Below are 11827 nucleotides of genomic sequence, written 5' to 3' on the forward strand. Positions count from 1 at the left end.
TTTTTAATCATGAACTTATCGCAAGTTGAAGCCTTTTGTACCATTGCCGAGTATGGCTCCGTCTCGGAGGCTGCGCGTCAACTCGATTGCAATCGTACTAAGCTGAGTATGGCAATTAAGGCGCTTGAGAAAGACCTAGACGTCGAGTTGTTCACTCGAACTGGCAATCAGCTAACACTCTCGGAAGCAGGGAAAGCGATCTTTAAAGACTGTGAAAACCTGCTTGTAACCGCACAACGAATCAAAAAGACCTGCGCTCAAGTTTCTGACGGCTTCAACGCCGAGGTTTGGGTGGCACGTGACGACTCGCTGCCAGACGAACTGTGGCAAGAGCTATCTCATACGCTAAACAATCGCTTCCCGTCGACAACCTTCAACTTAATATTGGCGTCCAGTGGTGACCTTTCAAATTTAGTCAGTACACAACAAGTCGACTTTGCATTTGGCGTGGACTACGAACGTGTCGACGATCCGCATATTGTCTACAATCCTCTAGGCAAAATTCGCATGATGTCAGTATGCAGCTTCGAACATCGCTTAAGTAAGATGCGCCGTGTCACAGACGAAGATTTGCGTAACCAGATGCAAGCGTTGATGGTGTATTTGAACGAAAAAGACAACCCAGAGCTGCAACCCTTTTCTACTCGATACATTGGCTTCTCCAGTTTTGACTACATGCTGAACACCATTTTGGAAGAAGATGCATGGGGCGTATTGCCAGAGCCACTGATCCGACATTACTTGCGACATCAGAAACTTGCAGTGATCAAACACACTTATGGTTTGACGCAAGAAGACTACTGTATGTTCGTTCCAAATGGACAAACAGAACACCCAGCAATGAGTTGGTTGGCCGATAAGTTAAGCGAGTATTTATTCGACTTCTAAACATATTGCAGTGAGCGTCAATTAAATTGACAGCAAGGTTTTCACGCAAACTATTGATATATAATAAAATATATCAAAACCTTCATTTCATCGTTTAAATGTCACACAGTTTTCATTTGCTTAAATTTACCCCAAGGAGAAGAATGTAAGGGTGTAATAATTTAAGGCATCTTTTATGTGTGACAGGACAAGCAAAAACGAAAACCGTATCTTAACCTTCTCAGCCCTTTTAGCATCTGGGTTTGCGGTCGGAGGGATGGTACTTGGCTTGCTTGTTGGGTCGATCGTCATCGTATTTGACGGTGTATATTCTCTAGTCAGTCTGCTGTTAACTTTATTGTCACTGGCAGCTTCTTACTACATCAGCAAGCCATCAAAATCTATTTTTCCTTTCGGCAAAGCTGTACTTGAACCTATCGTTATCGCTATCAAAGCAGCCGTTATTTTAGTTGTAGTTGCTTTCTCATTATTCTCTGCGGTAACGGCGTTAATGACAGGCGGTCGCGAGGTAGACGCTTCCATCGCAACCATCTTCGGTGTCGTTAACGTGATTGGTTGTGGTTACGCTTGGTGGTTTATGGCGAAGAAAAGCCGTCGTTTTTCATCAGGTTTAATCGAAGCCGAGAAAAAACAATGGCAAATGGATACGCTACTTAGTGTTGCAGTAACCCTTGGTTTTATCGCTGCATGGTTAGTATCACTAACACCATACGCGCACTACGCGGTCTATGCAGACCCTATGATGATGGTGTTGATGGGCTTCTACTTCCTTAAAGTACCATTTGATATGCTAGTTGGTGCCCTACGTGAACTGTTAATGATGACACCTAGCAAAGAACTATGTCAGAGCGTTGGTAAAGACGTTCTTGAGATTGAAAAGGTAACTGAGCACCAATTGAAACTGGCTGGCGTAACTAAAGTTGGTCAAGAATTGCGAGTGAATGTGGACGTACATGTGGATGACGATACACTAGAGCTTGATACGCTAGAACACACTCGTAAGCAACTTACTAAGCGACTATCGAAGCACAGATTCAAGCTTCAATTACAATTGAACGTCGCGTATTAGAGCGCCACCAAGAATCATTAGAACTCAAAAGAAAAGCTCCCAATCTCGGGAGCTTTTTTCTTGCTTTGATTTGAACCTGAAAGATACTCAAGCGTGCTCTAAATATTTCTATACCAACTTTCATCCAGCCGCCTCGCGCTTCTCTTTAGTGACCAGCCAACACATCAGCGAGCCAACCGTTACCATTACGACCCCTTGCCAGAAGCTGTGACTTAGAGTGACGCCTAGAATAATAGAAGAAAACAGAGCAGAGAAAATCGGCGTAAAGTAAGACAAGGTTGCGAGAAACACCATATTGCCGCCAACAATCGCGATATTCCACAACCCGTAACCACCAGCCATTAAAGCTGCAGAAGCCACTAAGTACCCCATCGCTTCCCAACTGAATGCCATTGGCGGCTCATCAGTAAAGGCGTATTTGATCCACAAAGAAATGGCTGTCGCGATAAAGAACAAAGTAATCGCGTTGTGCTTCGATTGTTGTCTTTGAGTCAGATTGCAATACACCGCCCAGATGACTGCGCCTGCAAATGCCATGAAGTAAACAATCGGATTGCTGCTGATGTTCGCCATTAACTGCGTCGGTGATAAGCCGCTATCACCACTGACCGTCCAAGCGACACCAATGAATGCCAACATAACTGCCGGGTACAGTAACCAGTTCGGCTTTTTGTTACTGCCCAATACCGCAAACAACACGGTTAGTGCAGGCCATAGATAATTGACGATCGAAACTTCAATCGCCTGAGAACGAGAATTGGAGTAGCCCAACGCCAGCGCAAGGAAGATCTCGTAGCAGACAAACATCGCCCCACCGAGAATCAAATACTTGGGTGAGAAATACGACAGTTTTGGGATGCCAACCACAATCAACAGAAAAATGGAGCTCAGAGAATACAGCATGGCTGATCCGCCCACGGGCCCTAAACTTTCTGTCACCAATCTAGCGATGCCTAGCAAACAGCTCCAAGAGAGAATGGCGATACAACCATAAAGGGTGAAACGAAACTGATAGGATTGCATGTTATCTATGTGACCTACTGCTCATGAATGCCAAAGGAAACTGCAGCTTAACTCAAAAATGATCCGCTTCAACGTACTCTTTTTCCAAAATCGGTATAAAAACCACTCTATTAAGCGGTTGGAGTCGATATGAAACATTTTCTGCCTTCGAGTGTCATGCTGACACCGTTTGTTGTGCGCTACTATGAGGAAGACGACGAAAGTGAAAACGTTGAAACACATTCGGAAACGCATGGTCTAGATAGTGAAGAACAATCTAAGGAACGTTCACAGTAAAGGAATCCAATCATGAAAAAAGTCGCAGTCATTTTAAGTGGTTCAGGCGTTTACGACGGTTCTGAGATCCACGAAGCCGTATTGGCGCTCTACGCCATCGAGAAAGCAGGTGCAACTTGGCACTGCTTTGCACCTAACATTGACCAACTCCACGTCATCAATCACCTAACTGGTGACGAAATGGATGAAACACGCAACGTCTTGATCGAATCAGCTCGTATCGCTCGCGGTAACATTGACGATGTCGCCAAACTTAACGTGGATGAATACGATGCCCTACTGCTTCCAGGTGGATTTGGTGCCGCGAAAAACTTAACCGACTTCGCCGTCTCTGGCGCAGAATGTTCGATTAATACTCACGTCGCCCAAGCGTGTCGTGCGTTCGCTCAAGCGGGCAAACCTGCAGGTTATTTATGCATCGCACCAACTATTATCCCTATGATTTACGATCAAGGTGTAAAAGGCACCATTGGTAACGATGAAGCCACTGCTGCAGCATTCGGTCATATGGGGGGCGACCATGTCAATTGTCAGGTGGATGAAATCCATTTCGATGAAAAACACAACGTGCTTTCAACACCAGCTTATATGTTAGCGGAGAATATCTCCCAAGCCGCGTCAGGCATTGAAAAACTAGTAGATAAGTTAGTTAAAATCGCCTAAATCGAAAACGTTTGCTTAAAACACACCATACGAATCCCCATTGATAGACTACATATTAATGGGGATTTTTTATACTTTAGTCGAATTGAGAGATAAACCGTACGAATCTTGTTATTTTTGCCAATCGTTTGCGTGATAAATGAGATATTTCAGCTACGTTAAGTAGGTGTTGCACCATCTCACTGTGCAACAAGACTGTCATCACACTTTCAGCCCTCAAGATACCCCTTAGGGGTTAAACTTGTCCTAGATCAATCTAAATCAAGAACGGGGTATGCAAGAGTAAATGACAGATTAAGAAAGATTATTAAAAATAACGACGGAGCAATCCAATATGACAAGTGCATTTTTTATCCCTACCGTAAACCTAATGGGCGCTGGTTGTCTGAAAGACGCAGCAGACAGCATCCAATCTCAAGGCTTTAAAAAAGGTTTGATTGTTACGGATAAGATTCTTAACCAAATCGGTGTAGTAAAGCAGGTTCAAGATCTACTAACAGAACGCGACGTAGCAACTGTTGTGTTCGATGGCACTCAACCAAACCCTACTATCAGCAACGTTAACGACGGCTTGGCACTTCTTACAGATAACGAATGTGACTTCGTTATCTCTCTAGGTGGCGGTTCACCACACGACTGTGCGAAAGGTATCGCGCTTGTTGCTTCTAACGGCGGCAAAATCGCAGATTACGAAGGCGTAGACCAATCTGCAAAACCAATGATGCCACTTATCGCAATCAACACGACTGCGGGTACGGCATCTGAAATGACGCGTTTCTGCATCATCACTGACGAAGAGCGTCACATCAAGATGGCTATCGTTGATAAGCACACAACACCGCTTATCTCTGTAAACGATCCAGAGCTAATGCTAGCTAAACCTGCTTCGCTAACTGCGGCAACAGGTATGGATGCCCTAACTCACGCGATTGAAGCTTACGTATCTATCGCGGCAACACCAATCACTGATGCGGTAGCAATCAAAGCGATTGAGCTTATCCAAGCTTACCTACGCACAGCCGTGAAAAACGGTGAAGATCTAGAAGCTCGTGAACAAATGGCATATGCACAGTTCATGGCGGGTATGGCGTTCAACAACGCGTCTCTAGGTTACGTACACGCAATGGCACACCAACTAGGTGGTTTCTACGACCTTCCACACGGTGTTTGTAACGCGATTCTTCTACCTCACGTACAGCGCTACAACGCGCAAGTATGTCCTGAGCGTCTACGTGATGTAGCGAAAGCAATGGGCGTAAACGTAGAAGGCATGTCTGCTGAAGCAGGTGCAGCGGCAGCAATCGACGCTATCGTTACTCTAGCGAAAGATGTGGGTATCCCAGCAGGTATTAAAGAGCTTGGTGCGAAACTAGAAGACATCCCAACACTAGCAGACAACGCACTGAAAGATGCTTGTGGTTTCACTAACCCTAAACAAGCAACTCACGAAGAAATCTCTAAGATCTTCGAAGAAGCGATGTAATCTCGCTACATAAACAATTCTCTAGCCTTAATTCAATCCCCGATCTCGTATCGGGGATTTTTTACATTCTTATACAATCCATGCTCTGCAAAACGTTCTCTTTTAGTGTTAGCTTTTAAGCATTAATACGATTCATATTGGAAGGAACCATGAGAACGATTGCTGCTGCCCTACTCGCTTGTTTATCCTTTTCTGCCAACGCTGCCGAATACCGCGCTAACGAAGTGGCGAATGGATTTCAGATCCCTTGGGGGATCGAGTTCTTAGATAACCAACGCGTTATCGTTAATGAAAAGAACGGTACGGTTTCGTTGCTGGATATCACATCAGGCAAACCTCAAAAGCTGTTTAACGTCCCCGATGTGAACACTAGTGGGCAAGCTGGCTTATTGGATGTCGCGCTCGCACCGAATGCCGATACGCAAAACCCGCAACTCTTCTTTACCTACAGCAAGCGCACGAGCAAAGGCAATACGGTGGCGTTAGCGACGGCGCAATTGCAAAACAATCAGCTTGTAGGTTGGAAAGATCTCTTTGTTGCTGATGCAATCACCGACACGGGTCGCCACTACGGCAGTCGACTTTCATTTATTGACGATAAAGTTTACTTCTCAATCGGTGACCGTGGCGAACGTGATAATGGGCAAGACACTCAAACCCATGCTGGCAGTATTCTTCGTCTCAACCTTGATGGTTCGGTTCCACAAGACAACCCATTCAAACCTTCCGAAGCTCGTCCTGAGATATGGAGTTACGGGCACCGCAACCCACAAGGTATGTTTTACGACGAAGCAACAAAACAGCTGTGGTCGATTGAACATGGGCCGCGCGGCGGCGATGAAATTAATCTAATCAAGAAAGGTGCGAACTACGGCTGGGCAAAAGTCTCTCATGGTAAAGAATATTGGGGTCCGTTGGACGTCGGGGAAGCTAAGTCGTTACCGGGAATGGAAGATCCAAAGTTGGTATACATCCCTTCTATCGCACCCAGCAATATGATCTTGTACCGTGGCGATAAATACCCAGAGTTGGACGGAAAAATCCTCGCCGGTGCATTGAAACTGGCGCACATCAACGTGGTTTCTATTGAGAATGGCAAGCTCACCGAATCAAAAAGATTGATGGAGAATCTTGGTGAGCGAGTAAGAGATATAACCATCAGCCCCGATGGTTATATCTACTTTTCTACCGACAGCGGCAAAATCTTTCGTCTTGAGGAGAAATAGTTTCCTCTTAAGAGCTAGTCAGACAAAGCTAGCTCTTTAAACTCACTGCCACCGTTTCATTGTCAAAATCGAGCGTCATGGTCGAGCCCAATGGAACGGTGAGCATTGGGTGGGTATGACAGCTGTCAAAGTCATACAAAATCGGCAGCGGTTGACCGTTAAGCACTTCTAGCAACACATCTATAGGTGCTCGTCCTGTGCCTTTATCGTTGAACTTTTCATGCTTGCCAAGAACAACTGCACTGACTTTTTCAAACACGCCAGAAAGCTTGAGCAGCGCAAAAGAGCGTTCGACCGTTTCAATACCCTGCAAGCAATCTTCCACCAGCAAAATATCGCCTTGTTCGATACTCGGCATAAACTTGCTTGCCCAGATGCCTGTCATGGTATTGAGGTTGCCGCCAATCAAGCGTCCGGTGATCTTGCCTTCGCCTTTAAAGTGCCACTGGTTCGCTAGCGTGTGCTTTGCGCGGTCTTGTTCGCCCCACTCTATCCATTCATCTGTCCACCCTTGAGGCATTGTGTATTGATGCGCCAATCCATCTAACGTATTCACAATCGACTCAAACGAAGCGAAGGTCTCGTCCACCAGTGGCGGGAATTCACCCAGAGATGCCACTAAAGCGGGACCATAGAAAGTAACGATGCCGGTTTGTGCATAAATGCCCATGAGTAGAGCCGTCACATCCGAATAGCCAACAATGATCTTGGGATCTTTCTTCAATGCCTCGTAATCAATGTAAGGCAGCAATGAGTTACTGTTGTAACCGCCAATGGTCGACATAATACAGCGCACTTCAGGATCACGAATCAGCGCATTCAATTCTTCTACTCGCTCTTGAATCGAACCCGAGCGATATTGGTCAGTTTTGCCCGTTAAGCTACCTGCTTTTAGCTGGTAACCATGGGATTCCACATACGCTTTGGCACGTTCAAAACGCGCTGGCGCAAATACCGTGGCTGGAGAGGATGGCGAGAAAAAGCCGATGGTGTCGCCTTTTTGTAATGGTTTAGGAATGATCATGCGCGTCCTTGTTTTGTGATACATGGTTGATTTATTTTCGTACAATCTAAGCAGAAGAATTTAAACTTAACAATAACCTTTTGTTTTTTAAAACGATAGTTCGGTTAAGTTGTACGAGGTCATTATGATTCCATTCCCTTTACAGCTCGATAAAATTAAAGCCGTGGTGTTTGATTTAGACAACACCTTGGTGAGTTCTGATATGAACTTCGGCGAATTGCGACAACAGCTAGGTTGTCCGCAGAGTGAAGATCTATTGGATTTTGTCGACGCACTTGAGCATCCTCATCATCGAGAGCACGCTCATAACGTGATATTTGATTACGAGATTTCTGATGCTGAGCAGTCTGCTCCAATGATTGGCTGCCATGAATTGCTCGCCCACCTGCATCAAAATGAAATCAAAACCGCTATCGTGACGCGCAACTGCCAAATCGCCACGCAGCGTAAACTAGATCACAACCAAATCTCAGTGGAACGAGTCATCACTCGTGAATGCTTCCCGCCCAAACCAGACCCATTGTCTTTGCAGGTGTTGGCGAAAGAGTGGCGTTTGATGCCTAATGAAGTGCTTTATGTCGGCGATTACCTTTACGACTTGCAGGCAGCGTATAACGCGCAGATGCCCTCTTGCCTTGTTCATCACGGTAATCAAGAAACCTTTAATGATTCAGCCTCGTTGGCGCTTAATGAACTCAGTGATTTATTGAGCCGTTTCGAGTCCTTACCACGCAAATAAAGCACACATATAAAATACGCAAACAAAAAAAGGGGCACCAACGTGCCCCTTATGACTTATTCCCGATTGTTTCATGCGTTCCCAAGGATTGCTTGGGTGATGCGCTGCTTAGCCTTGTAGGTAAGCGTTAAGCATCCACATTAATTTTTCTTGCTCACGGATGTAGTCACCCATCAATGCCGCTGTACCTTCGTCATCTGCTTCACCCGCGTTTTGTAGAATCTCACGCTGTTTTAGAAGTAGAACGCTAAAGCCTTGAACCAGACCTTGTACACACTCCTCACCAGAAGTCGCGTTTTGATGTTCTTTAATTTCACTTGCTTCCAAGTAGTTGCTGAATGCGTGCGCTGGCGTATGACCCAAAGTTAGAATACGCTCTGCAAGCTCATCGATTTTTGTTTGTAGATCAGTGTAAATCTCTTCAAATTTTACGTGCAGTTCGAAGAATTGCGCACCTTTAATGTTCCAGTGGTAACCGCGAGAGTTCATGTACAACACTTGGTAATGCGCTAGCAGTTGATTTAGCTGTTGAGCTAGTTGTGCTGATTGTTCGCTGTCTAGACCAATTAGGCTTACTTGTTTGTTCATAATCTTGCTCCTAGAAGGATGATACCAATCGTAGTAACGAACGATTCTCTTACCGGGATTGGTATAAAGTTTAAAAATTCTTTTGCAGTATTTGCTGCCGATGGAGTCATATTACGACTCCGGCTCGGTGAAGAAAATTTGGTTTTAGCTATGATTTAAATAGCCAAATCCAATGAGCAAGTAGACGAATATCGGCGTATCATCCAACAAAAAGCCCCAATCCTTTTTGTGTAAAAAGAATTGGGGCTTTTTTACTATTTGGTTAACGTTCAAAAGTAGATGAACAGACGTAAACCTTATCTATGCCGTTTTGAAAGTTGCCATCTGTTGATTCAACTCAGTAACTTGCTCTTTTACTTGCAATGATGTCTCTGATGCACGTTGGCTATTATTAGAAACCTCATCCACTGATTGAGTAATACCGGACATCAATCCAGTGATCGAATTGGTCGCATGAGATTGCTGCTCTGCCGCTGCTGCAAGTTCTGCCATTTGTTCATTCAAAGAACCAATTTGTTCAGTAGTGACGAGCAAACGAGTTACCGCTTTTTCAATGTGCTCAGCGCCCTGCTCCGCAAGTGATTGACTGTGTTCAATCTCCTCAACCACCGAATGGGTCGAGCGTTGAATCGCATTAATCATGCCGTTGATTTCTGTCGTCGATTGAGTGGTGCGCGTCGCTAACATGCGTACTTCGTCCGCCACAACCGCAAAGCCTCGCCCTTGGTCACCTGCGCGCGCTGCTTCTATCGCGGCATTCAAGGCCAGTAAGTTAGTTTGCTCTGCCAAACCTTCAATCACTTCCGTCACTCGACCAATGGCTTCGCTCTCTTTGCTTAGCTGTGTGACTTGCGTACTCGCGGTTTCAATGCTGCCATGTAAGCTTTCCATGGTGACTTTGTTTTGCTCTAAAGCATCACGACCTTGTTCAATCTCGCCTTTTGAATCAGAAAGCTTCTGCACCGATTGATTGGCTTGAGCTAGGGTGTTACGCGCGGCTAAAGCGATTTCATCCAATTGGCTTCCCATTTCAACAATGCTGGTCTGTTGCTGTTCCACATTCGATGAGGTGACTTGCGCCGATTCCAACAAAGCCCCCATACTGGTATCCACTTGGTGCGCTTTCTCACTCACCCCTGCCACGATGCTCGCTAACGATTGGTTCATGCGGTTAATCGAATCGGTAAGGTCTGCCAATTCATCTTTCCCAGTAACAGTGAGCGGCGGTTGAGAAACATCCCCTGAAGCGATCGTCTTGGCTCGCTCCGATAAGTTTTTCACTCGGCGACCAATGGTATTGCCCATGTATTTTGAAATCGCTACTGCGGCAAACAAAACCAATGCCGCAGCAATCAACATAGTGGTGAGTACGTTCTTGATCGACTGATTAATACCCTGTCCACTTTGATCTGCACGACTTTGCTGAGCCAATACGATCGTTTCTAAGCTTAGGTCTAGTGCATCCGCTGCTGGCAACAGTTCATTCGCCATTAACAAGTTTGATTCGTTCCACTCTGGCGATTGACGCAATGCAATTACCTGCTCTGCTAAAGGAAAGTACAGTTGCTGCATTTCCTTAAACAGTGACCACAATGATTGGTCGTTATCAGTCAGTCTGTCGAGTTTACTGTCGATTTCCGCCACAGACTGATTGTGGTACTTAATCAAGTCGTGGTATTTGTCCAGATGATCTTGCTGCCCGTACAACAGGAAATCTCGCAGAGCAGACAGGGCATTGGCGAGCGAGGTATAACTGTCGGCGTAGACTTTAAACAAACGCTTTCTGTCCCCACCAAATGGGTTTCCTGACTCTTCGTTGATTAAGCTTTGAAGCTGATCAAGTGCCACTTCTGCAATGGGTGCCGCTTCGTTAATAAAGAGGTTATGCGCGGGTAAGTTCTCATCACTGTGACTGAGCTCAATCAACTTGTTTAGAGAGACTTTTACCGCATCCCACTGACTTTGAATCGCTTGAAAATCCTGTTCAGAGATCAAAGCCTGTAACGTTGGAAGCGACTCGTCTGTAGATGCCATGATATTGCGTACGTCCTCACTTAGACGTGCACTCGCCTCTTCATCACCCCCTAGCAACATGTAGGCTCGAATAGAAGACAGCGACGCTTGAACGGACTGTTGGATACCGCGACTGGTGTCGACGGTCGGTAGATCAGATTTAAGTAACGAAGAGGCGTATTGCTCTACGGTGGTGACGTTGCGATACGTGAATACCGCTGATGCCATAAAAAGTACGGCTAGCAGCACAAAACTGAGCTGCAACTTCCCTGATATCGTAAGGTTCATCCATAAACTCCTGACAACGATGAGCCTTAAATATAACGACGTTTACAAAAATGTTAAATACAGGTATCAAAAGTTACTAAGAAAACCATGTAAACCACTATTTCAAGCCAAGAAATGGGACTTATTCGAAGTATGGTATGCGCTCACTACGTAAAATCAGATAATTAACGTAAGTGGTTTCTAAACAGTCTTGCTCCCACAACGAAAGAATCCGCTTGGTGGCGAAGTAGTAATCTTTGTTACGCAGTAGCGCGCCCACCGTACGGCTGAGCTGCTCAAAGCGCTGTTGCTCATTAGCAGAGATGTAATTGTCTTCATTCTGAATGATGGGCGCCAATCCATCGGCAAACCAATTGTTCAGAATTTCACGCATCTCAAGTTCTGACTCCGGCACATCGATACTCGACAACTCACGATGCTGTGGTGGTGGCACTATGTACTTCGATGCTTTTGGCGAACTGACATAACGGTACATGTCGCTCCTCCTTATAATTCACTCTTTAATTAGATAAGAATACTTTTTTCAATTTCCAAGTTTTTTTCTACA

The 11827-nt window shown here is 45.4% G+C and carries 12 protein-coding genes; 7 read left to right on the forward strand and 5 right to left on the reverse strand.

The features are described 5' to 3' along the window. Positions 1–9: 9 nt before the first annotated feature. Both ACLIIY_RS26840 and ACLIIY_RS26845 read left to right on the forward strand, forming a co-directional pair. Positions 10–888 (forward strand): LysR family transcriptional regulator, encoded by an 879-nt coding sequence (locus tag ACLIIY_RS26840; protein ID WP_009704717.1) that lies wholly within the window; start codon positions 10–12, stop codon positions 886–888. A 175-nt stretch (positions 889–1063) separates the two neighbouring features. Beyond that, the gene (locus ACLIIY_RS26845) at positions 1064–1957 is read left to right on the forward strand and encodes a cation diffusion facilitator family transporter (RefSeq protein WP_038882288.1); all 894 of its coding nucleotides are present in this window, start codon (positions 1064–1066) and stop codon (positions 1955–1957) included. A gap of 120 nt (positions 1958–2077) precedes the next feature. Here ACLIIY_RS26845 and yddG read toward each other — a convergent pair whose 3' ends face one another. Next, a complete protein-coding gene (yddG, locus tag ACLIIY_RS26850) occupies positions 2078–2980 on the reverse strand; it encodes an aromatic amino acid DMT transporter YddG (protein ID WP_038897274.1) in 903 nt (300 codons plus the stop codon). A 129-nt stretch (positions 2981–3109) separates the two neighbouring features. Here yddG and ACLIIY_RS26855 point away from each other — a divergent pair, with 129 nt between their 5' ends. The 4 genes from ACLIIY_RS26855 (at position 3110) to ACLIIY_RS26870 (ending at position 6628) form a co-directional block, all read left to right on the forward strand. Next, positions 3110–3256, forward strand: coding sequence for a hypothetical protein (locus ACLIIY_RS26855; protein WP_181136946.1), 147 nt, complete (start codon positions 3110–3112; stop codon positions 3254–3256). 12 nt (positions 3257–3268) lie between these two features. Beyond that, on the forward strand, positions 3269–3919 hold the full coding sequence (gene elbB, locus ACLIIY_RS26860) for an isoprenoid biosynthesis glyoxalase ElbB (protein ID WP_434528887.1): 651 nt from the start codon (positions 3269–3271) through the stop codon (positions 3917–3919). Between the two features lie 334 nt (positions 3920–4253). Continuing rightward, on the forward strand, positions 4254–5402 hold the full coding sequence (gene yiaY, locus ACLIIY_RS26865; protein WP_005442614.1) for an L-threonine dehydrogenase: 1149 nt from the start codon (positions 4254–4256) through the stop codon (positions 5400–5402). Positions 5403–5551: 149 nt separating this feature from the next. Further along, positions 5552–6628 carry a PQQ-dependent sugar dehydrogenase gene (locus ACLIIY_RS26870; RefSeq protein ID WP_434528888.1) on the forward strand — a complete coding sequence of 359 codons (1077 nt, stop codon included), beginning with the start codon at positions 5552–5554 and terminating at the stop codon, positions 6626–6628. 28 nt (positions 6629–6656) lie between these two features. Here ACLIIY_RS26870 and ACLIIY_RS26875 read toward each other — a convergent pair whose 3' ends face one another. Continuing rightward, complete coding sequence (locus ACLIIY_RS26875) at positions 6657–7652, reverse strand: S66 family peptidase (RefSeq protein ID WP_434528889.1); 996 nt, start codon at positions 7650–7652, stop codon at positions 6657–6659. A 124-nt stretch (positions 7653–7776) separates the two neighbouring features. On the opposite strand from ACLIIY_RS26875, the gene ACLIIY_RS26880 reads away from it, so the two are divergent. Next, positions 7777–8391 (forward strand): HAD family hydrolase, encoded by a 615-nt coding sequence (locus ACLIIY_RS26880; RefSeq protein WP_434528890.1) that lies wholly within the window; start codon positions 7777–7779, stop codon positions 8389–8391. A gap of 108 nt (positions 8392–8499) precedes the next feature. On the opposite strand, the gene ACLIIY_RS26885 is transcribed toward ACLIIY_RS26880, so the two are convergent. The 3 genes from ACLIIY_RS26885 to ACLIIY_RS26895 all read right to left on the reverse strand — a co-directional run bounded on the left by ACLIIY_RS26885 (position 8500) and on the right by ACLIIY_RS26895 (position 11755). Then, complete coding sequence (locus ACLIIY_RS26885; protein WP_005388254.1) at positions 8500–8979, reverse strand: Dps family protein; 480 nt, start codon at positions 8977–8979, stop codon at positions 8500–8502. A gap of 300 nt (positions 8980–9279) precedes the next feature. Next, positions 9280–11280 (reverse strand): HAMP domain-containing methyl-accepting chemotaxis protein, encoded by a 2001-nt coding sequence (locus ACLIIY_RS26890; RefSeq protein WP_434528891.1) that lies wholly within the window; start codon positions 11278–11280, stop codon positions 9280–9282. 121 nt (positions 11281–11401) lie between these two features. Beyond that, complete coding sequence (locus ACLIIY_RS26895; RefSeq protein WP_434528892.1) at positions 11402–11755, reverse strand: hypothetical protein; 354 nt, start codon at positions 11753–11755, stop codon at positions 11402–11404. Between the last annotated feature and the right edge of the window lie 72 nt (positions 11756–11827).

The organism is Vibrio sp. K4, assembly GCF_051122595.1.
Lineage (GTDB): Bacteria > Pseudomonadota > Gammaproteobacteria > Enterobacterales > Vibrionaceae > Vibrio > Vibrio owensii.

What these genes read in the sequence shown, in the direction of transcription:
- elbB (WP_434528887.1), top strand. Translation starts at nt 3,269, where the DNA reads ATGAAAAAAGTCGCAGTCATTTTAAGTGGTTCAGGCGTTTACGACGGT.
- yddG (WP_038897274.1), bottom strand. Translation starts at nt 2,980, where the DNA reads ATGCAATCCTATCAGTTTCGTTTCACCCTTTATGGTTGTATCGCCATT.
- ACLIIY_RS26880 (WP_434528890.1), top strand. Translation starts at nt 7,777, where the DNA reads ATGATTCCATTCCCTTTACAGCTCGATAAAATTAAAGCCGTGGTGTTT.
- ACLIIY_RS26885 (WP_005388254.1), bottom strand. Translation starts at nt 8,979, where the DNA reads ATGAACAAACAAGTAAGCCTAATTGGTCTAGACAGCGAACAATCAGCA.
- ACLIIY_RS26855 (WP_181136946.1), top strand. Translation starts at nt 3,110, where the DNA reads ATGAAACATTTTCTGCCTTCGAGTGTCATGCTGACACCGTTTGTTGTG.
- yiaY (WP_005442614.1), top strand. Translation starts at nt 4,254, where the DNA reads ATGACAAGTGCATTTTTTATCCCTACCGTAAACCTAATGGGCGCTGGT.
- ACLIIY_RS26870 (WP_434528888.1), top strand. Translation starts at nt 5,552, where the DNA reads ATGAGAACGATTGCTGCTGCCCTACTCGCTTGTTTATCCTTTTCTGCC.
- ACLIIY_RS26875 (WP_434528889.1), bottom strand. Translation starts at nt 7,652, where the DNA reads ATGATCATTCCTAAACCATTACAAAAAGGCGACACCATCGGCTTTTTC.
- ACLIIY_RS26890 (WP_434528891.1), bottom strand. Translation starts at nt 11,280, where the DNA reads ATGAACCTTACGATATCAGGGAAGTTGCAGCTCAGTTTTGTGCTGCTA.
- ACLIIY_RS26895 (WP_434528892.1), bottom strand. Translation starts at nt 11,755, where the DNA reads ATGTACCGTTATGTCAGTTCGCCAAAAGCATCGAAGTACATAGTGCCA.
- ACLIIY_RS26840 (WP_009704717.1), top strand. Translation starts at nt 10, where the DNA reads ATGAACTTATCGCAAGTTGAAGCCTTTTGTACCATTGCCGAGTATGGC.
- ACLIIY_RS26845 (WP_038882288.1), top strand. Translation starts at nt 1,064, where the DNA reads ATGTGTGACAGGACAAGCAAAAACGAAAACCGTATCTTAACCTTCTCA.